The organism is Leifsonia sp. McL0618 (assembly GCF_049994905.1).
GTDB lineage: Bacteria > Actinomycetota > Actinomycetes > Actinomycetales > Microbacteriaceae > Diaminobutyricibacter.
On sequence record NZ_CP188258.1, the window covers coordinates 1,758,584 to 1,777,961 of the forward strand.

Genomic DNA, 19,378 nt, shown 5'->3' on the forward strand with positions numbered 1-19,378 from the left:
ACCGTCTGCTGAAGCGCGGCTCGTTCAGCGTAGCTGGAGAAGGATCTTGCCGATATGCGTCGACGACTCCATGCGGATGTGCGCCTCGGCCACATCGTCGAGCGGCCACACGGAGTCGATCACCGGGCGCACACGGCCCGACTCGATGAGCGGCCAGACGTGGTCGCGTACCTCGGCGACGATCGCCACCTTCTCGGCCAGCGGCCGGGAACGCAAGGTAGTCGCCCAGATGAGACCGCGTTTCATCATCAGGTGATTGATGTCGAACGTTGATGGGCCACGCCTGCTGGCGATCTCCATGATGCGCCCCTCGCGGGCGAGCGCGCGGATGTTGCGTTCGAGATAGTCGCCACCCACGATGTCGAGGACGACATCCGCTCCCCGTCCGTCGGTCGCGTCGGCGACCACCTCCACGAAATCCTGCTTCGTGTAGTCGATGGCGACCTCGGCTCCGAGACGGCGACAGAACGCGACTTTCTCGGGGGAGCCCGCAGTCGTGATCACGCGCGCTCCGGTGGCGGCTCCCAGCTGGATTGCCATCGTGCCGATGCCGCTCGACCCGCCGTGCACGAGCAGGGTCTCGCCGGGCAGGAGTTTCGCGTGTCCGAACACGTTCGACCAGACGGTCGCGGCGACTTCGGGGAGGCCCGCTGCCTCGACGAGGTCGACACCGACCGGCACAGGGAGCACGAGCCCGGCGTCGACGGCCACGAATTCTGCGTATCCTCCGCCTGCTAGCAGGGCACAGACCCGATCGCCGACCGACCATTCGGACACGCCGGAGCCGACAGCGCTGATCTCGCCGGAAACCTCTAGTCCCAGCCACTCCGGCGCCCCGGGCGGCGGGTTGTAGTGACCGCGCCGCTGGGAGAGGTCGGCGCCGTTCACCCCGGCTGCCGTGACCCGGATGAGGACTTCGCGGTCGCCGGGCACCGGATCCGGTACGTCGGCGACGACGAGCGCCTCCGGGCCGCCGGGGGTGGGAACCGTTACCGCGCGCATGCTGCGACCTCCGTCTGCCCGGCACTCATCGGCTGGGCTCGGCTGTGCGGGCCTCCGTGGCCGGCCGGCGGGAGAGCACATCGCGGATCGACACCTTGCGGGTGTACTCGATCGACCCGTAGCGGAAAAGCCGGACCGCGAGACGGAGAACGATCGCCGACAGCACGAAGAGCTCGACGATCACGAAGATCGCCTGCCAGAGCGGCAGGGTGCCGAACGCATTGCGCAAAAGGGCCGTGACCGGCGCCGAATACGGGAAGAACGTGAAGACCTGGACGATGAACGCGTTCGGATCGCTCACGACCAGGGTGACCGTGTAGAACGGGATGAAGATCAGGATCATCAGTGCGCCGAAGATCGGTCCGGCATCCTTCGCGGTCGGCATCACGGCGCCGAGCGCCACCAGCGTCCCGGTGAACAGCGAGAATCCGCCGAGCAGGATCAGCACCCCGATGATCATCGTCTGCGGGTTGAACGTGAACTGCGAGAGATTCAATTCGGGGATGTTCAACTGCTGGCGGAAGAACAGGTACGCCAGCACCGTCGGGATCGCGAACACGAGCATCTGCACCAGGCCGACCATGAACAGCGACACGATCTTTCCGATGATCAGGCTTGTCGGGTTGATCGTCGTCAGGATCATCTCGGTGACACGGTTCTCCTTCTCTTCGAGAGTGGAGTTCAGCATCTGGTTGCCGAGCAGGAGGATCACGATATAGAAGATCACGAGGAAGAACAGGGCGGGGACCACAGCATTGAACCCGCCGGAGACCTCGCCGTCTTTGAAGGTCACCGTATTCGTGTTCACCGATCCCTGCAGGATCGCCGTCGTCTGGGGCGAATCGATTTTCTGTTCGACGCTCGACTGAAGGATCGATTCGGCCACAGAAGAGTACTTGCCGTTCGCGAACAGTCCGTTGTCTTGCCCGAACACCTGGATGGTCTGTTTCGCCGGGTCGGCAGGATATGCGAAGTAGGCGTCGACGTCGCCTGCCTTCACCGCCGCGACGCCCGCCTCCTGGCTGGACGCTCTGGTGCCGCCCAGGCTCGCGACGATTTCGGGACTGACCAGGCCGGATTCATCCGTGTACTGGAACGAGAAGTGGGCGTTCTTCTGAGCCTCCGCGGACGATTTCGTGGAGCTGTTCGACACGAAGACCAGGGCGAACACGATGATGAGCAGCACTGGAACGAACAGGGTGGCGACCCAGAAGCGGCGCTTTGCGATTGTTCGGATGAACTCGAACCGCACGACGGTGCCGAGGTTGCGGCGTGCCATCAGTCGCCCCCTCCCGCATTCTCTGCGCCGTACACTTCGACGAAGATGTCATCCAGGGACTTGCGGGTCGGGGCGAAGCGGCGCACCGCGATACCGGAATCGACGATCGTACGCAGGATGCCGCTCGGGTCCAGGTCGTCCGCGACCTCGAGTTCTGCGTGACCGTCTGCATCGGAGATGATGGTGTACGCGGCGGATGGCGGTATCGCCCCGTCGTGATCCACGTGGACGACGGTTCCGCCGAACTGCTCCTGCACCTGCGCCACTGTCCCGTACGCGCGCGATGTCCCATCCTTCAGAAGGATGACGCGGTCGCAGAGCCGCTCGACCTCCTCCATCTGGTGCGTGACCATCATCACCGTCGAGCCCGCCTTCTTCTGGTCGTCGATGATGTCCATCAGGAGGCGTCGGTTGACCGGGTCGAACCCTTTCGTCGGTTCGTCGAGGATCAGGAGTTCGGGTTCGTTCATGATCGTCACGCCCAATTGCACCTTCTGCTGCTGGCCGCCGGAGAGCTTGTCGAGCCTGACTTTCTCTTTGTCGCCGATGCCGACCCGTTCGAGGTAGTTCTGGGACCAGCGTCGTGCCTCGTCGCGGCCCAGCCCCTTCAGCTTGCCGAAGTAGACCATCACGTCGATCACGGACTCTTTCTTGTACAGCCCGCGCTCCTCGGGAAGGTACCCCAGCCGCTCACCGGTCTCGGGTGTGAACGGCCGTCCGTCGATGTGGAGGACACCCGCGGTCGGCTGGTAGATGCCGAGCAGGGCCCGGATCGTCGTCGTCTTGCCCGAACCGTTGCTGCCGAGAAAACCGAACGTCTCACCACGCTGGATGTCGAAGGAGAGGTCGCGGATGACCGTGGTCTTGCCGAAATCCATTCGGAAGCGTTCGATATGCACGAGCGGCGGGCCTGAAGGTGTGCTCACTGAACCAAACCTATCGGCGTCCTGCGACATCCGCTCGGTATTCGCCACGACGATGTGTCGTGCTACGACGAGGTGACGCTCGTCTCCGCCGTACCCTTCACGCTGCCCGTCGTCTGGGCATTGTCGTGAAAGACGACGCAGGTCGCCGTGCGGTCGCCGTCCTGGGTCCACCCGTTTTCGGTGGGTGTGTAGAAGTCGTAGTCGAGGTCAGATCTCTCCACGTCGATGCCGACGTACGGTTTGAAGGCAGAATGGCAGGCGTCGTCGGCGAGCGACTGGATGGCGTCGTCACCCGGATAGGTCGGCGATGGCGCAAGGGCCGGGAGCGCGTAGATCTCGCTGTCGTGCGGTGACGCGCAGCTGACCACATCGAGCCCGAGGATGACCGTGTAGTCGAGCGCAGCGAGGTCGTTGACGCAGTCTCCGACCTTCAGGTCGCCGAACCCGGTGTTGCCGCGGTAGACGCGGTCGGTCGGTGCCGGGGTCGCCGTTGTCGACTGGTCCTTGTTCAGGAGGTGCTGTGCGACCCGGCGGAACTCGTCGAGAACGGGCGGCGGCACGCATGCCGTGAGTGCCGAGGTCGCTACCGCCAGGACGAGGGCGACCGCGATCGCCCTCCAGCCGAGGCGTGCGCCTCTCACCTGAGCGCCTCGAGAAGCGCCTCGTGCAGGTGTCCATTGCTCGCGAGCGAGCTGCCTTCGTCGAGGTCGAGGCTGCCGGTCACGCTCGTGAAACGTCCCCCCGCCTCCTCGACGATCGGGATGAGCGCGGCGACGTCGTACGATTTCACGCCGAACTCGCCGGCCGCGTCGATAAGGCCCTCCGCGAGGAGCATGTACGACCACATGTCGCCGTACGCACGGTCGCGCCACACCCTCCTCGTGAGTGCGATCAGCCGGTCGAGGTAGCCTGCGCCATCCCATTGCGCAATGCTCTGGAAGCTGATGGATGCGTCGGCCAGGTCGGTGACGCCCGACACGTGGATGCGGCGGGGCGCCTCTTCGCCTTCCGCAAGCCACGCCCCCGATCCACGCGCCGCCCACCAGCGCTTTCCGAGAGCGGGGGAGCTGACCACGCCGACCTGCGGAACGCCGTCGACCACGAGGGCGATCAGGGTTCCCCAGACCGGAACACCGCGCAGAAAGTTCGCCGTCCCGTCGATCGGGTCGATGATCCAACGGCGGCTGGACTCGCCCTCAGTGCCGTATTCCTCGCCGAGAATGCCGTCGCCGGGGCGTTCGGCCGCGATCAGGGAGCGGATGGCGCGTTCGACGCTCTGGTCGGCATCCGTCACCGGTGTGCGGTCGGGCTTCGTCGTGACTTCGAGGTCGAGCGAGCGGAAGCGGTCGCGCGAAATGCGGTCCGCAGCGTCAGCCAGGCGGAGGGCGAGTTCGAGGTCGTCGGCAAGGGAAGAATCCGGGGTCGTCATCACGTTTTCAGACTAGTGATGGGGCGGCTGTAAACGGTGCGCTGCCTGTCAGATTTCGGTCGCGCATCCGCCTTGCGATCGCCGAGCGATGCTCAACTGGCATCCGGCCCGCGACGGATGCTAGTGTTATCCCTCGGTTCGGGTTCCGATTCGACACCGAATGCACCTCTAGCTCAATCGGCAGAGCAACTGACTCTTAATCAGTGGGTTCAGGGTTCAAGTCCCTGGGGGTGCACCAAAAAAGGGCCTCTGATCAGCACTTTAGCTGACAGAGGCCCTTTCCCTTTAGCCCGAATACCCCAATAACTACCCCATTTACTCCGAAGCGAACATTTCGAGCACATCGGACACGTCGGGCGCGATGGCTGCACGTTGCACATAATGACGTGCCGTCATCGCCGCCGCGGAGTGCCCGAGTTGCGATGCTGCCTGCTGTGTCGAGCGCTCATTATCGATCAATGTCGCCACGGTTTTGCGGAACGTGTGCGGCACTACCCAGTCGAATCCCGCGAACGCGCGCGCGTCGCGCCACGCTCGCCGGATGTTCGCGGGAGCCCGCAGCGTGCCCCTGGCGGACGGGAAAACGAGATTCAACTGGTTGTCACCGGAAGCGTTCACGCTGCGCCGCAAAAGCGTGTCGACCGCGAACGATGGCAGGGTGACCGTGCGAAACCCTGACGACGATTTCGTGTGATCCTGCCGCACCATCCCGACCCCGGGCAGCGATACGGCAGTGCCCCGGATCGTCACGGTCGGCCGTTCGGCGATCAAGTCGACGTCATCCCACCGCAGGGCAACTAGTTCGCCGATGCGGGCCCCGGTCGCTAACAGGATGTCAACAACGTCAGGGATGTCGGCGCTGCGCCGCTGCCCGATCTGCCCGGGCTCCGCAACCCACGCACGCACCCCTGCCCGCAGCGTGTGCACATCATCGACCGAGAGCGCGCGAACTTCCTGCACCGTCGAGCGCTGGCGGGCGACGTCGCGGATCGGGTTTCCGTAGAGCAGCGCCCCGTGACGGATCGCCATCCCGAGCATTCCCGAGAGCACAACTTTCGTTGTTCGCGCCGTCGCGGGTGTTTTGGCGCTGAGGGTTTTGAGGTATCGATCCATCGTCGGCACCGTCGATTCGCGCACCCGGACATCGCCGATGCTCGGGCTGATCGTCTTGTCGACGATGATCCGATAACGCTCGATCGTCTGGGGTGCCAGCGACGATGATTCGATCTCGGCAAGCCACAGCTTCCCCAAATCCCGCAGTTTCGTGTCGGCTGTGATATCTGCGCCGACCGCCATCACCCGTTCGCGCAGACGGGCTTCTAGCGCTCTCTCGGCGGCGGCACCCGTTGCGCCGAACGCGTCAAGCCTGCCCGTGTGCCCGCTGAAGTCGCGGAACGATGCCCGGGCCCGCCATTTCTTGGGCTCGACCTGTAGACGGGCGATTCTGCCCCAAGTGCCAAGGGGTAAAGGTGGTCTAGCCATTGTGTGTTTCGCTTTCGTTAGTTGTCTGTTCGGGTTCTGGGGTGTCGGTTGCCGGCCGGCCGGCGATATTTCCAGCTGGCGACGTCGGCCGCGCTCGGGGTTTCCTGGTTGACGGCTCGATGGTGCCAACCTCCCGCGCGGCGCGGATCCAATTACTCGCCGTTGCACGACTGACCGCCAGCATCCGGGCGACGAACGCGTTAGGGCCGACCCCGAGATCAATGGCCCTGCGATAGAGAGCCCCGATTGTGCGACTGCCGAACTCACTAGAGGGCCCGGCCGTGGCAACTGCCCGTTGCCACGCCGCCGCGGGCTCGAAATGCGCTGCGCCGTCCGGGCCGATCGTGGCGTCGATGTCGCGCCCCGCAAGATGGTCCGGGATGTAGTCGGCGTCATCCCACACACCGCTTTCAATCAGCAGGGCTCCGCGCGCGATCGTTTCGAAGTCAAATTCGGTCCGATGTGCGATTGTTTCCCATCCGTCCGCGGCACCTGTGACGAGAAACCAGCGGCCGTGCCGCAAAAGCTCGGGCACACGAACTTGATGCATGAGCGTCGCCGTAATCGGGTCGGCTGCGCTGCCTACGATCGTCAGCGCAGCGATCTCAGGCAACCCCGATTCGCCGACCTCGAAACGGACATCGATGTCATGCCCGTCGACCACATGGATAAACCGGAGCGCAGCAGGATCCGGGCATAACGACTTCCACGCCAGAATCATTCTCAACCCGCCTGATAGCTCGTGATTCATCGAGATGTTTACCTGTCTTTGGAATGTCATTGCCCAATCATCGCACTTAAATAGATATCTTGCGAACCCTGGATAAATGAGCGTATCGTCGGGCACCCGGGCGGAAATCCGCTCCCACGAAAGGTGTAAGACGATGACCCCCACCGACAATGACGGGCTTGCCACGACTGAGCAGGTAGCGGCCCGTCTGCACAGATCCGTTGCCGCCGTCACTCAGATGCGCTCACGGTCCGAGGGCCCCGCCTATATCAAAATCGGTCGGCGCGTCTTTTACAGGTGGGAAGATATCGACGCCTACCTGACCGAGCACACGGTTACGTTCCCGGCAGGCTCTGCCCGCGTAGCAGAGTGATGCTCGGGCCCAATAGACTCCGCGGCGGCGCACGATGACCGACGAAACCCTGGATGGTGGTCTCGGATGGACGGGTACGCCGCCGCGGACGAATCAGGCAACCGAACTAGTACACCTCGCCGATAAGACGTTTCGGACCGTCCGCGGCACCGATAGCAAGAAATACGCGATTGCGAAAACGTCTCCGGGTATCGCGCTCCCACTCCGCGGCGATGGTGGGATGCGGGAGCAGCTAGGCGGCGAATATTTCAGAATCCACGATCAGGCTGTGCCGCCCGCTGCGCTCGACGCGGCCCTACTGACCATCGAAGCGAACGCCGCCCGGGCCGAAGCGGTCGACGTGTTCATTCGGGTAGGCGCAACCGCATCGGGCGCGGTTGTCGTTGATCTCGGCACCCCTGACGGGCGCGCTGTCATCGCCGACGCCGCCGGATGGCGCGTCGAAGCGAATTCGCCCGTCCTGTTCAGACGCAACGCCGCGACACTTTCGCTGCCCGAGCCGTTGCACGGCGGCACCATCGACGGGCTCGGTACGCTGCTCAATCTCGAAGCACGCCAGTTTCGTCTGGTTGCCGCGTGGATGGTCGGCGCGCTATTGGTCGACGCTCCGCAGCCGCTTCTTGTGCTCACAGGGCAGCAGGGCACGGCGAAATCGTCGGCGGCGCGTTTGATCCTTTCGACTTTCGACCCGTCGACCGGATCGCTTCGCGCGCTTCCTCGCACTGAGGAGGATTGGGCGGTCGGTGCGCATCATTCCTACGGCATCGGGCTCGATAACGTCTCCCATCTTGTGCAGGCGACGTCGGACATGATCTGCCGTGCCATCACTGGCGAAGCACACGTCAGGCGAGCCCGTTACAGCGATGACACGATTACCGTGCTGAAGTTCCGCCGCCCGATTGTCATGACCACGATTAACCCCGGGATGCTCGCCGGCGATCTCGCCGACCGCGCGTTACTGATCGAGCTACGGCCGATCAGCCGCCGCAATCGCATGACCGAAACAGAGATCGACGCCGCAGCTGGCGACGCCGCCCCCGTCGTCCTGGGCGCACTGCTCGATCTCGTCGTCGGTGTGCTCCGGGAACTTCCCGACGTCCACCTGGACGAAAAGCCGCGGATGGCAGATTTCGCGCAGATGCTCGCCGCGCTCGATGTCGCGACTGGATGGCAGACCCTCGCCGACTACGATGCTGCCACGGTTGAAGCTACACAGTCCGCGGTCGATGGCGATTCGTTCGCGCTGGCAATCCTGGCGCTTGTGTCGAGCGGTCGCCCGCCCTGGCGTGGCACGCTCGCCGAACTTCTCGAATCGCTCGGGCCCGCCCCTCATCCGCCCGACTGGCCCCGGAGCCCACGCGGAGCAGCCGACCGATTGCAACGCATCACCCCGGGCCTTGCCGCGTTTGGTGTCACCATTCGCCGCGGGAAACGCGCCAACCGTGGCCGGGAATTTACGATCATTGGATTAGAGGTCGGCCTGTGCGAAATATGCGGGCAACCCCTGGCGCAAGCGCTCATTGACGCGGGCGAACACACACACCCGACCTGCGATCCCGACGACGGTGCACGATGATGCCCCCGGCCGATGATCCGCTGCTGCCGCCCGATGTCGCGGCCCGCAATGCCGCGAAGCTGCTGCGCACACGGCCCGCTGCGACGTTCACCGAATGCACCGCTGCAATTTTTGATCAGGTCGGCATCGTGCTCGGTGTCACTGGTATCCGCTGGGCTCGATCGCGGGCGGCACAGCCCACCAAGGCCGACGCCGCGATTCTGCGCATCGCTCGACTTGTCATCTCGGCTGCTATCGGCGCGGCCCCTGCGAGCGCGGAGCCCGACGAATCGACCGCGCCCGATGTCGCGGCCGGCAATGCCGCGAAGCTGCTGCGCGGATGGCCCGTCGCGACGTTCACCGAATGCACCGCTGCAATTTTTGATCAGGTCGGCATCGTGCTCGGTGTCACTGGTATCCGCTGGGCTCGATCGCGGGCGGCACAGCCCACCAAGGCCGACGCCGCGATTCTGCGCATCGCTCTACTTGTGATCTCGGCGGAGCCTGAGAGCGCGGAGAGCGCGGAGCCTGAGAGCGCGGAGCCTGAGAGCGCGGAGCCTGAGAGCGCGGAGCCTGAGAGCGCGGAGCCTGAGAGCGCGGGCCCGTGGATGACCGATCTGCCGCCCCTGTACCCGCAGCCGTTCCATGCGATTAACCCGACCGACCTGCCCGACGTGCCAACGTTCCCGACCGACCCCGCCGACCTCTACCGGATGCGCCGTCTCGGGTATTTCCCTGCAAACGAGTACCACCCGAAAACAGATTGGAGAGACACCCGAATGAATCGTCTGTTCGTCCCGCCCCCGTGATTCGCCTAGACGTGTCCAGCGAATCGATCGTCATCGTGTGCACGCGCTGCACCTATCGAGAGATCGAATTACCCGATCGAGCCAACGCGTGGATGCGGGGTGCTGCGCATCTACGCGCCGCGCATCCCGCCGACCTGGACAGCCTCACAGCGTCACTCCGCAACGTCCGCAAACATCGCCCACTGTGAATCGTGTACATCGTGTACATCATCCGCACCCGCCCTATATATCGCTTGCAACGCTCGCCCACCGTCATTCCGAAACGTCCCAAGTCATCTATCGATGTCTAGCTGATCATCGACGCGGACACCGCCACGATCGATGATCACGGCGATGATCACGGCGATGTACACGGCGAAGTTCAGTCCCCGCACCACTCAAAACCAAATGGAGAGAACCAAATGAAATTCCGCAACCGTGACGACGACACCACGACCATTAGCGCGGCGGAGCCCGATGCGTACATTCTGCGCAGCCTGCCAGACGGCCACGATGACCCCGAATCGGTCTATTTCGTGCCCGACATTTTAGAGCCCGCCTATCAACGTTTCGACGTTGCCACGGTCGAGCCGACGACGGCCGCCCGATCCCATGACCGGGCCCGCGAATATCTCGGGCGTGCCGCCGCAGAGGAATACCAGCGCGCGCACCCGCAGCCCGTCAATGAGGGGCGGCGCGGCGGGTTCGTGCTCGATGAACGCGAATCGCGCGAATGGTCGCCCAAAGCGATGACCAAACGAATCGACACCGAACAGCCGGCCGCGGTCGCCGCGCTCACAAGTCATTTTGTAATCATGAAAGCGCTGCTAAACGATGCGGGCAAACGCGCGCAGGTCGAGCAGCGCGAATCGGATCGGCTCTATCGGACAACCTGCCCTGAGTGCGGCGACAGGTTCGATGAAAGTAACGCGCTGCTGCGCGTCGAGTCGCGGCCGATAACGCTGATGGCGACCCCGCTGCGCCTGTGCGGCCCGTGCGCGATCGTATTTTCCGCGCACATGGTCGCATCGAGCGGCCGGGCGATCGGGGCAGACGGGCGCACACGCGATGACGTCGCGCGGCAGTGGCTCGATCGGATCAGCCAGCGCGGATGACCGAGCAGCCCACGCATGAGCACCAGGTAGCGCGGATGCGCGCCCGGCACGCTGCGCGCGCTCCCTGGTGGCTGCTCGGGGTGGTCGGGCTATTTCTGGTGCTGCTCGGATCGTCAGCCCGCCGCTGCTCGTGACAGCGCTCGGGCTGACGATCCGTCTAATCGCCGTCAATGGGGAAAGGCCGCAAATAAAGTGATGAATAGTGACGAGAGCGACGATGAGTGCCGCAAACGCGAGCGCCGTGGCGATGATCAGTATCGCGAGCTAGAACGGATCCGATGGGCTACACGTCGAGCGGATCCCGAGCAGTCCGCCCGGATGACAGCAGCCCGAAGTGAGGCACAGCGCCGACGTCGAGCGGATCCCGCGTACAGAGCCCGACGCAATGCCGCCGACGTCGAGCGCGCTCGGGGTCGACGGGCTGCTGCTCCACCCACACCGCGAGTCCCTGCCGCTGACCCTGAGCAGCTGGCAGTGATCCGTCGCGCGTATGGTCGCGGATACTATGACGGGCTCACTGATCGACCGACGCCGCCGCTGCCCGGGGTTACGTCGCCTGCATGGCTGGCATATGAGCGCGGCCGTGCTGCTGGCAACCGCAGACGCTCGAAGCCTCCGCTGCCCGGGGCGTCCGCTCCGCTTTTTTAAGTCGGGATCTCGGGACACCCCGCGTAGCCCCGTCCATTTTTCCCCCAAACGCAACAATTTTGAGGAAAATGGGGCTTTCGCGCAATGAAACTGCGTCTGATATCTAAATGGCGCAATTATGCTGCGATTCGTGCCTTTAGTTATTCTTCTTCTTCTAAACACCACACACGACCGTTCCATAGAACGGTTCTGATTTCGAACCCTATCCCCTCTCTCGCAGAGCGCACAACGACTCTTTCCGATGCTCGATGCTCTTTTTACTCCTGCGCACTCGCGCAGGAGTAGGTCACAGCGTGCGCGCGGCGATCGTCGCCGACGTATGTGCCCCTGTGTCGGAGATCGAGCAGTGGGGCGGCTGATGCTCGAAGCTGATCTCCTGCCCCTGGGCCTGTCGGGTGTCGGCGGCGTGGAGCGATGTCGCGATCGTCGGCGATCGCCAGCTGCGCAATGATGAACGCGCGATCGAGCGGACCGGAGGCGAGTTGTCGACGGTCCGATCTCGGGGGAGGCGCTGCTGCTCGCGGCTGCTGCTGCTCGAAGCCGGATCGGCTCGCTGCTCGAAGCCGGATCGGCTCGCTGCTCGATGCCGTCGGGCTGCTGCTCGAAGCTGATCTCCTGCCCCTGGCCCCGTCGTCGGCCTATCGGCCCCTGTGTCGGCGCGGGGCGATCGTGGGCGATCGCCAGCTGCGCGATGATGAACGCGCGATCGAGCGGACCGGAGGCGAGTTGTCGACGGTCCGATCTCGGGGGAGGCGCTGCTGCTCGAAGCCGGGACCGGCTCGCTGCTCGAAGCCGGGACCGGCTCGCTGCTCGAATCCGGATCGGCTCCCTGCTCGAAGCCGGGATCGGCTGCTGCTCGAAGCTGATCTCCTGCCCCTGGGCCCGTCGCCGCCTATCCGCCCCTGTGTCGGCGTGGAGCGATGTCGCGATCGTCTCGGCGGGTGTCGATCGAGCAGACCGGAGGCGAGTTGTCGACGGTCCGATCTCGGGGGAGGCGCGGCGGCTCCTGCTCGAAGCCGGATCGGCTCGCTGCTCGAAGCCGGATCGGCTCGCTGCTCGATGCCGTCGGGCTCCTTGCTCGAAGCTGATCTCCTGCCCCCGCCCCTGTGTCGGCGTGTGTGTGTCTCGATCGGGTTTCGCGCCCGCCGTGAGCAGCACGTCAACGGCATTCGCGAAATCCTCGCCGCCGACCTCGACCGCGTCTCACTCGTCGACGAGCCCGCCTACGCAGGCGCACAAGTGATCTCAGTCCGCTCCGCGTGACCTGTCCCGCTCGGCGATCGTGAACGAGGAACTGATAGCGCATGCCGGGCCGATGTGAAGATTGCACCGGCCGAAAAGCTACTGAGTTTCCACGAGAAACGAGGGCAACCCCGCGCAGGTGCTCGGGATATTCGCATTTCGGGCTGGGCCTTCGCCGCCGACATCGATCGGGTCGCCGTAACGGTAGTCGCGGCCTCGCCACGTCAGCACGCCGTCATGCCACGATGCCTCGCCAGCCACGAAGACGAGCACCACCCGTCCCCCGTCTGATCCTTCAAGTCCTACACATCCGTCGACTGGCCGCAACGTCCCGCGGAGCCCCACCCCGAACATCGTGATCGGCTTAGGGTACGTGGCCAGCTGGCTCGCAGGTTGGAGGTTGATCGACGCCGTGGGCGCCGCGCGAGGCCCACTGGCATTGATCAGCGAACAGCCCGCGAGGACCGGGAGCACAAGCATCAGCAACACTGCTGAGTAGGCACGGCGAACCATGCCTTCACCTTACTCATGCGGGACCCTCAGCGAGCAACTCGTGGGCGATGTCGCGGGCGTCTCGGGCGTGCCGCGCGGCCCCGCCGCCGCCGCGTGGCACGTAAGTGTCAGCGAATCGCTGCCGAAAGTAACCCTATTTATAACCCTATTTACCCCAAAAATAACCCTATTTTGAAGGATATTTGAGGATGTCTCGCGAAATAACCCCAGCTAACGCGAGCTCTAAACGCCTGATCAGACTATATATTGTTACCCTTCCGGAGACATCGCGAGATATCAAATGCGGTAACAGTGGGTTCAGGGTTCAAGTCCCTGGGGGTGCACCAACACAAAACCTCCGATCAGCAATGGATTGCGCTGACGGGGGTTTTGTCATCCAGTTGCTGAAAGCGCCGGATGCCAGGGATTGCAAGGAAGCGACGCCGGATCGTGCCGAGATGAGGCCCGGTGCGGCCGAAGTCTTGACGACTTGTTGTTTGGCCTCATGGGTGTAGCCGGTCTGGCCTCGTCCGTCCTGTTTCTCGTCTACGACTTCGCCGTGCTCTTGATTGGTGCACGCATCTTTCGCGGAAAAGGGGAGCCGGTGGCCCCTCCGCGCCCGTGGTGGCAGATGACAGCCCGGCAGAAACTCAGTAACAATCTCGGTAGTTGGCTGACGGTCCTGACGACTCTCGCGGTGGCAGGCCTTGTGATCTCGTTCTTCGCTCATTTGGGACCCTCGAACCTCGATATCGTCTTGTTAGTGCTGTACTTCGGAGTTCCGGCCTACCTGTACCTGAATAGTGCGGCCCGGTTGAAGTCCGACCGTGAATCCGAGGAACTTTCTGCGCAGGCGATTTCTTAGGGCGCTTCAGATATTGACGGCAGAGGCCATTAGTGTCCGGCTTGGCGACCCAGTCGAGTGATCGTCACTTTTTTCGACCACCAGCGCGGCGTGAGGCGTAGCCTGACAGCGGGGCGCAACGAGGAGGCCGCACATGCTGGGCACAGGCAGGATCTCGGCGGTGCTGACCAGCACCGATTTGGCTCTAACCCAGGAATTCTACGAGAAACAGGTCGGGCTCACGCTGTCGCCCGAGACGATCCCGAACCATCTGTTGTTCGAGTCGCCTGACGGATCGACCCTGCTCGTCTACGGACGTCCCGGCGGCAACAAGGCCGACCATACCCAGGTCCGGTTTTGGTCGCGAGACATCGACAGCGACGTGAAGGAACTGGCCGCGCGCGGCGTCGTGTTCGAAGAATACGACTTTCCCAAACTCAAGACCGTCGACCACATCGCGACGACTGTGGGCATCGGAAAGTCGGCGTGGTTCAAGGACCCCGACGGCAACATCCTTGCTCTATTCCAGCCGGAATAGGCTTCTGACCGCCCGCGCCGGCGAGTGGATGAAGGGCCTTCAGGTGAGGTCTGGTGCCGGCTTTCTCACGTGACCGATCGTGGCGACCGCGATGACGATGATCGCGGCGATGGCCAGCCCGAGGGCGATCTGGACATGGAGCGCGGCAGCGCCGACGAGTGCTCCGAGTCCGATCAGCACCACCGCGCCGGCTCGGCGCTTCCACGCCTGACCCGTTTTCGCACCCAGCACGGAGTCCGCGGCGAGGCCCGTGAGCGTCGACGTGACGACGACCGTGGTGACGTCCTTTACCGCGATGTGGCGAGCCGCCGCGGCCTGCATTCCCATCGCCATACCGAGCGCGCCTGTCGCGATGTACTGGAGGGGAAGCGGCACGGCGCCGCCGAACGGAGCCAGCACGACCGCAGCGGCGGCGAGGATTCCACCGACGACGGTGAAAAGCGTCGTCGATCGGTGGGTCCAGCCGGCGGGGATGGGCCGCAGCACGCGCCCGGCGATCGCCGCGCCGGCCATGAAGAGCACGAGGGCGACGACCGGGCCGATGACCGGAAGATGGTCTGCGCCGAGCAGGCCCATGCCGAGGATGACCACGTTGCCGGTCATGTTTCCGGTGAAGACGCGGTCGAGTCCGAGGTAACCGACAGCATCGATCATGCCGGTCGAGAACGTGAGCGCCAGCATGAGGATCAGGTGAAGTCGTTCGTGGTCAGTAGGGTTCGCGGCCGTCATGGTTCTCCTCGATGTTCGGGCACGCGGCGTGCTGAGCCCGACCGCGAAATCCTATCCGTTCGGCTCGTGCAGACCGTTCCCGTTGTCCACGGGCCGTGCTCGAAGGTTGTCGCGTGCCCGTTCGAAATAGTCGCGTTCGGCGGTGTTCCCGGCGAGTGCGATCGCCGCGGCGTAGGCCTGCGCGGCGTCTGCGGGCCGACCGGTTCGACGGAGCAGGTCTGCCCTGACGGCGTGAAAGGCGGCGACCTCGGTGAGGTCCAGGGATTCGACTGACGTCAGTGCCGCATCCGGACCTTCGACCTCCGCCGCTGCGACCGCGCGATTCAGCGCGACGATCGGTGTCGGCGCGATCGCGAGGAGCTGGTCGTAGAGCTGAAGGATCTGGTGCCAGTCCGTGTCAGCGGGCGTCCGTGCATCGGTGTGCACCGCGTTGATGGCCGCCTGGAGCTGATACGGCCCTGGGCGATTGCGGCGAAGACACTGTCGCACGAGGTCCTGGCCCTCCTCGATCAGCGCCCTGTTCCAAGCCGTTCGGTCCTGCTCCGTGAGCAGGACGAGTTCGCCGCTCGCGGTCACGCGGGCGGGACGTCGTGCCTGGATGAGCAGCATGAGCGCGAGGAGGCCGAGGGCTTCCGGTTCGTCGGGCATCAGCTCCGCAAGAAGGCGTCCGAGGCGGATCGCCTCCGTGCACAGGTCGTCGCGGGTCAGGCTCTCGCCGGAGTGCGCCGAATACCCCTCGTTGAAGATCAGGTAGATCACGGTGAGAACCGAGGTCAGGCGTTCCGGGAGGTCGGCGTCGCGGGGGACGCGGAAGGGGATGCGCGCGTCCCGGATCTTGCCTTTCGCCCGGACGATGCGTTGGGCCATGGTCGTCTCAGGGACGAGAAACGCCTGCGCTATCTCTGGCGTCGTCAAACCGCCGAGGAGGCGCAACGTCAACGCGACCTGAGCCTGACGACTGAGCGCAGGATGGCAGCAGGTGAAGATCAGGCGGAGACGTTCGTCGTACACCGGACCCTCCTCAGGTGGGGGCGACTGCGCATGGATCAGGGCCGCTTCCGCGTGCCGGTCGTGTCGGCTGGCTTCGCGCCGGAGCCGGTCGATCCCACGGTTGCGCGCTGTCGTGATGATCCAGCCGGCCGGGCTGGGCGGGACACCGGAACCGGGCCACCGCTGCAATGCGATCTCGAACGCATCCTGCACCGCATCTTCGGCGATGTCGATGTCGCCGAAGATGCGGCAGAGGACGGCGACCGCCCTTCCGTACTCGGCGCGGAACACCGAGGCGATCGAGGGGTTCGCAGGTGTCGATGTCGGCATCCGGGCCTTACTCGCTCTGGATGGGCCGGACCTCGATCGGCACGGTGATCGCCTGGGCCATACGGCGACCCCAGTTGAGCGCCGCATCGAGATCAGACGCCTCGATGATCGAAAAGCCGCCGAGCACTTCCTTGCTCTCGACGTAAGGACCGTCGGTCACGAGAATCTCGCCCGCCGTCGGCGTGAGCACCGTTGCGGTGCTCGGGGGATAGAGGCCGCCCGCGAACACCCAGGCTCCTGCGCTGCGGAGATCGGCGTTCACCACCTCGAGATTTGCGGAGATCTGTGCGAGCGTCTCGGGGTCGGGCATCGTCCCGCCCTCCGGGTAGTAGACGCTGAGCAGGTACTGGCTCATGATTCCTCCAGGATGTTCGGCCGGCAGGCTGCCGGCTCTCACCTTCTACACGAACGGGGTGCGCCGAATTCGACAGCTACAGTCCTTTGACGAGACCGCCGTCGATCATGAAATCCGAGCCGTTGACATTCCCAGCCCGATTGCTTGCGAGAAGCAGAACCAGGTCTGCCACCTCCTCCGGCTTGGTGAACCGGCCGGTGGTGAAGCCGCCCTGCGCTTCGATGGCATTCGCTTTCGCCGTCTCGAAGTCTGTGCCTGTTGCCGCGGCGATCGTTGCGGCCACACCGTGTTCGCCGAGCCAGAGCGGCGTCTCAACGGGGCCGGGACTGACCGTGTTGAAGCGGAGACCCCGGGAGCCGTACTCCTTCGAGAGGGATTTCGAGACGTTCCACAGGGCGGCCTTGGCAGCGGAGTAGTCGAGGACGCCCGGATCGGGCAGATAGGCGTTGACGGATGCGACCGTCACGACATTTCCGGAACCACGCTCGAGGAGAAGCGGGATCGCAGCACGTGTTGTGCGGATCGCGGCGAGAAGAGTCAGGTTCAAGGTCGCCAGCCATTCCTCGTCGCTGATCGCAAGGAATCCTTCGGTGCGTGGAGTGAGTGCCCCGACATTGTTGACGACGATATCGAGACCGCCGAAATGGGCGCTTCGGGCAACCAGTTCCGACGCACCGGTCGGTGTGGACAGGTCGACGGGCACGGCAAGGACCTTCGCTGTCGCCTCGAGATCGGTGAGTTCGCCTCCGACGTCCCGCGCGCCCGCGACGACGGACGCACCCTCGTCGACCAGGGCCCGTGTGATGGCGAGGCCGATGCCCTTACTGGCCCCGGTCACGACCGCTACTTTTCCTGTCAGGTTCAGCTCCATGAGGCCGAACGTATGGTGCGTGTCGATGCGCTGTCAAGGAATCGGGCTCTCACTAAGCTGACCGCATGAAGCGCATGCCATTCTGGCTGATCCTGGTTGTGATGCTGTCCGGCTGCGCCGCACCGACTACCGTGTCCAGCACGCCGGTGAGTTCTGTGCCGGAGGCGAACTATTTCGCCGCAGTCCGGCAATCCGTGCCCCTTTTTGCCGGCGACACCGACGACCAATTGCGCTCAGGTGGAAAGTCCGTATGCCAACTGATGGCTGTCGACCCGAGCGGGCCACAGGCCGCGGCGCAGGCCGAGCTGACCCAAGCCGGCCTTGATGCGACCGAATCAGCCACGTTCATTGCTGCCTCCGTTGCGGAGTATTGCCCGGAGCATCAGGGCGATCTCTCCAAGTAAGCGGAAATACCCACCGCGCCCTTTCGCCTTCGGGTGCCCGCTCCTAGACTGGCGACCAGTGCAGGCCTGACGTCGCGGTCGTCCGCGACCACCGGCTCGACCGGCGCTCGACCTAGAGGGGGAACGCTCGCATGGAGTATAAAGACATCCCGACCAGGGCCGACATCGAACGAATTGCGGCCATTCGAGAACCCGGAAGCGTATCGATCTACCTCCGATCCGGACCGCTCCCCGCCGACGCGGATATCGCCCGAATCGAATTGAAGAACCATCTCGCACAAGCGCTCCGCGACCTTGAAGCGAACAAGATCCCGAAGGCCCAGATTGCGGCTGTCGCGGCAGAAGGCGAGGTCATCGTCGAGAACCGGGACTTCTGGCGGTATCAGTCGCGAAGCCTGGTTGTGTTCCTCAACGGCACCGTCAGCGAGACGTTCCGGCTGCCCAACCGGCTCTCCTCATCCTGCGATGTGTCTGACCGGTTCTACATCAAGCCGCTACTGCGAACGGTGACGTTCCCGCAGTCGGCCTACATCCTCGCTCTCGCCCAGAACTCGGTTCGACTGGTGAAGATCTCCCCGGAGGCACCCGCCGAGGTCGTCGACGTTGCCGGTATGCCGCACGACCTCACGAGCTTCGTAGGACGAACGACGATCGACGACCGCAGTTCTGCAGGACGCGTGCGCGGGTCCGAGGGGCAGAAAGTCCGGATGCTCGAATACTCGCAGGCGATCGACCGCGCCCTGCATTCCGTGCTTGCGAACTCCACACAACCGCTCATCGTCGCGGCCGCGGAACCACTGCTCGGCATCTACCGCGGGGTTTGCGACTACCCGCGCCTGGTTGAAGCGGCGATCACGGGAAATCCCGAAGAGCGCAGCGAAGAGGAACTCGCGACCGCTGCACGCGGGATCCTCGACCAGCTGTACGCACAAAAGATTGCTGAACTCAAAGACGATTTCGAAGCCCGCATGGCTGCGGGGACGGCGACCGGTGACCTCAGCGACATCGCCCGTGCAGCGACCTATGGCGCGGTCGAGACCCTGATCTTCGACATCGACCGTCGGGTGCCGGGAACGATCGACGACGAGACGGGAGTGATCACGTTCGCGGACGACGACGAAGGCGAGTCGAACTATGGCGTGATCGACGAGATCCTGCGACGCTCACTCACGTCGAAAGCGAAAGTGTTCGCGGTCCGCGCCGAGGACGTTCCGGGTGGCGGTGCGGCGGCCGCAGCGGTGCGGTTCCCCATCTGA

The 19,378-nt window shown here is 64.3% G+C and carries 21 protein-coding genes and 1 tRNA gene; 11 read left to right on the forward strand and 11 right to left on the reverse strand.

The window, feature by feature from the left end:
- Positions 1 to 24: 24 nt before the first annotated feature.
- From ACPPVQ_RS08365 to hisN, 5 genes are all read right to left on the reverse strand, one after another.
- On the reverse strand, positions 25 to 1,002 hold the full coding sequence (locus ACPPVQ_RS08365; protein WP_426520511.1) for an NAD(P)H-quinone oxidoreductase: 978 nt from the start codon (positions 1,000 to 1,002) through the stop codon (positions 25 to 27).
- A gap of 25 nt (positions 1,003 to 1,027) precedes the next feature.
- Positions 1,028 to 2,281 (reverse strand): ABC transporter permease, encoded by a 1,254-nt coding sequence (locus tag ACPPVQ_RS08370; protein ID WP_426520513.1) that lies wholly within the window; start codon positions 2,279 to 2,281, stop codon positions 1,028 to 1,030.
- Positions 2,281 to 3,159 carry an ABC transporter ATP-binding protein gene (locus tag ACPPVQ_RS08375; protein ID WP_426521185.1) on the reverse strand — a complete coding sequence of 293 codons (879 nt, stop codon included), beginning with the start codon at positions 3,157 to 3,159 and terminating at the stop codon, positions 2,281 to 2,283. The genes ACPPVQ_RS08370 and ACPPVQ_RS08375 overlap by 1 nt, the downstream gene beginning before the upstream one ends.
- 110 nt (positions 3,160 to 3,269) lie before the next feature.
- Positions 3,270 to 3,848 carry a septum formation family protein gene (locus ACPPVQ_RS08380; RefSeq protein WP_426520515.1) on the reverse strand — a complete coding sequence of 193 codons (579 nt, stop codon included), beginning with the start codon at positions 3,846 to 3,848 and terminating at the stop codon, positions 3,270 to 3,272.
- Entirely contained in the window at positions 3,845 to 4,636 is a 792-nt protein-coding gene (gene hisN, locus ACPPVQ_RS08385; protein WP_426521187.1) for a histidinol-phosphatase, read from the reverse strand. The genes ACPPVQ_RS08380 and hisN overlap by 4 nt, the downstream gene beginning before the upstream one ends.
- A 162-nt stretch (positions 4,637 to 4,798) precedes the next feature.
- Between hisN and ACPPVQ_RS08390 the strand changes: the two genes are divergently transcribed.
- A tRNA-Lys gene (locus ACPPVQ_RS08390) sits at positions 4,799 to 4,874 on the forward strand.
- A gap of 77 nt (positions 4,875 to 4,951) precedes the next feature.
- On the opposite strand, the gene ACPPVQ_RS08395 is transcribed toward ACPPVQ_RS08390, so the two are convergent.
- Together ACPPVQ_RS08395 and ACPPVQ_RS08400 are read right to left on the reverse strand one after the other, a co-directional pair.
- Positions 4,952 to 6,118: a tyrosine-type recombinase/integrase gene (locus ACPPVQ_RS08395; RefSeq protein WP_426520517.1), complete on the reverse strand. Its 1,167-nt coding sequence runs from the start codon at positions 6,116 to 6,118 to the stop codon at positions 4,952 to 4,954.
- Complete coding sequence (locus tag ACPPVQ_RS08400; protein WP_426520519.1) at positions 6,111 to 6,899, reverse strand: hypothetical protein; 789 nt, start codon at positions 6,897 to 6,899, stop codon at positions 6,111 to 6,113. Before ACPPVQ_RS08400 ends, ACPPVQ_RS08395 begins: the two co-directional genes overlap by 8 nt.
- A 103-nt stretch (positions 6,900 to 7,002) precedes the next feature.
- Between ACPPVQ_RS08400 and ACPPVQ_RS08405 the strand changes: the two genes are divergently transcribed.
- From ACPPVQ_RS08405 to ACPPVQ_RS08440, 8 genes are all read left to right on the forward strand, one after another.
- The gene (locus ACPPVQ_RS08405; protein WP_426520521.1) at positions 7,003 to 7,221 is read left to right on the forward strand and encodes a helix-turn-helix transcriptional regulator; all 219 of its coding nucleotides are present in this window, start codon (positions 7,003 to 7,005) and stop codon (positions 7,219 to 7,221) included.
- Between the two features lie 34 nt (positions 7,222 to 7,255).
- Entirely contained in the window at positions 7,256 to 8,797 is a 1,542-nt protein-coding gene (locus tag ACPPVQ_RS08410) for a hypothetical protein (protein WP_426520523.1), read from the forward strand.
- Entirely contained in the window at positions 8,797 to 9,585 is a 789-nt protein-coding gene (locus ACPPVQ_RS08415) for a hypothetical protein (protein ID WP_426520525.1), read from the forward strand. The genes ACPPVQ_RS08410 and ACPPVQ_RS08415 overlap by 1 nt, the downstream gene beginning before the upstream one ends.
- Before the next feature lie 401 nt (positions 9,586 to 9,986).
- Positions 9,987 to 10,679 (forward strand): hypothetical protein, encoded by a 693-nt coding sequence (locus ACPPVQ_RS08420; protein ID WP_426520527.1) that lies wholly within the window; start codon positions 9,987 to 9,989, stop codon positions 10,677 to 10,679.
- 334 nt (positions 10,680 to 11,013) lie between these two features.
- Complete coding sequence (locus tag ACPPVQ_RS08425; protein WP_426520529.1) at positions 11,014 to 11,157, forward strand: hypothetical protein; 144 nt, start codon at positions 11,014 to 11,016, stop codon at positions 11,155 to 11,157.
- 1,286 nt (positions 11,158 to 12,443) lie between these two features.
- Positions 12,444 to 12,590 carry a hypothetical protein gene (locus tag ACPPVQ_RS08430; protein ID WP_426520531.1) on the forward strand — a complete coding sequence of 49 codons (147 nt, stop codon included), beginning with the start codon at positions 12,444 to 12,446 and terminating at the stop codon, positions 12,588 to 12,590.
- A gap of 976 nt (positions 12,591 to 13,566) precedes the next feature.
- The gene (locus ACPPVQ_RS08435) at positions 13,567 to 13,926 is read left to right on the forward strand and encodes a hypothetical protein (protein ID WP_426520533.1); all 360 of its coding nucleotides are present in this window, start codon (positions 13,567 to 13,569) and stop codon (positions 13,924 to 13,926) included.
- A gap of 133 nt (positions 13,927 to 14,059) precedes the next feature.
- On the forward strand, positions 14,060 to 14,443 hold the full coding sequence (locus ACPPVQ_RS08440) for a VOC family protein (RefSeq protein WP_426520535.1): 384 nt from the start codon (positions 14,060 to 14,062) through the stop codon (positions 14,441 to 14,443).
- Between the two features lie 39 nt (positions 14,444 to 14,482).
- Here the strand turns inward: ACPPVQ_RS08440 and ACPPVQ_RS08445 are convergent, their stop codons facing one another.
- The 4 genes from ACPPVQ_RS08445 to ACPPVQ_RS08460 form a co-directional block, all read right to left on the reverse strand.
- Positions 14,483 to 15,172, reverse strand: a complete 690-nt coding sequence (locus ACPPVQ_RS08445; RefSeq protein WP_426520537.1) for a DUF1275 family protein — start codon at positions 15,170 to 15,172, stop codon at positions 14,483 to 14,485.
- A 51-nt stretch (positions 15,173 to 15,223) separates the two neighbouring features.
- The gene (locus ACPPVQ_RS08450; protein WP_426520539.1) at positions 15,224 to 16,492 is read right to left on the reverse strand and encodes an RNA polymerase sigma factor; all 1,269 of its coding nucleotides are present in this window, start codon (positions 16,490 to 16,492) and stop codon (positions 15,224 to 15,226) included.
- Positions 16,493 to 16,499: 7 nt separating this feature from the next.
- Complete coding sequence (locus ACPPVQ_RS08455) at positions 16,500 to 16,847, reverse strand: YciI family protein (protein WP_426520541.1); 348 nt, start codon at positions 16,845 to 16,847, stop codon at positions 16,500 to 16,502.
- A 76-nt stretch (positions 16,848 to 16,923) separates the two neighbouring features.
- Positions 16,924 to 17,718 carry an oxidoreductase gene (locus ACPPVQ_RS08460; RefSeq protein ID WP_426520543.1) on the reverse strand — a complete coding sequence of 265 codons (795 nt, stop codon included), beginning with the start codon at positions 17,716 to 17,718 and terminating at the stop codon, positions 16,924 to 16,926.
- Positions 17,719 to 17,783: 65 nt separating this feature from the next.
- Here ACPPVQ_RS08460 and ACPPVQ_RS08465 point away from each other — a divergent pair, with 65 nt between their 5' ends.
- Positions 17,784 to 18,122: a DUF732 domain-containing protein gene (locus ACPPVQ_RS08465; RefSeq protein ID WP_426520545.1), complete on the forward strand. Its 339-nt coding sequence runs from the start codon at positions 17,784 to 17,786 to the stop codon at positions 18,120 to 18,122.
- 131 nt (positions 18,123 to 18,253) lie between these two features.
- Complete coding sequence (locus tag ACPPVQ_RS08470; protein ID WP_426520547.1) at positions 18,254 to 19,378, forward strand: hypothetical protein; 1,125 nt, start codon at positions 18,254 to 18,256, stop codon at positions 19,376 to 19,378.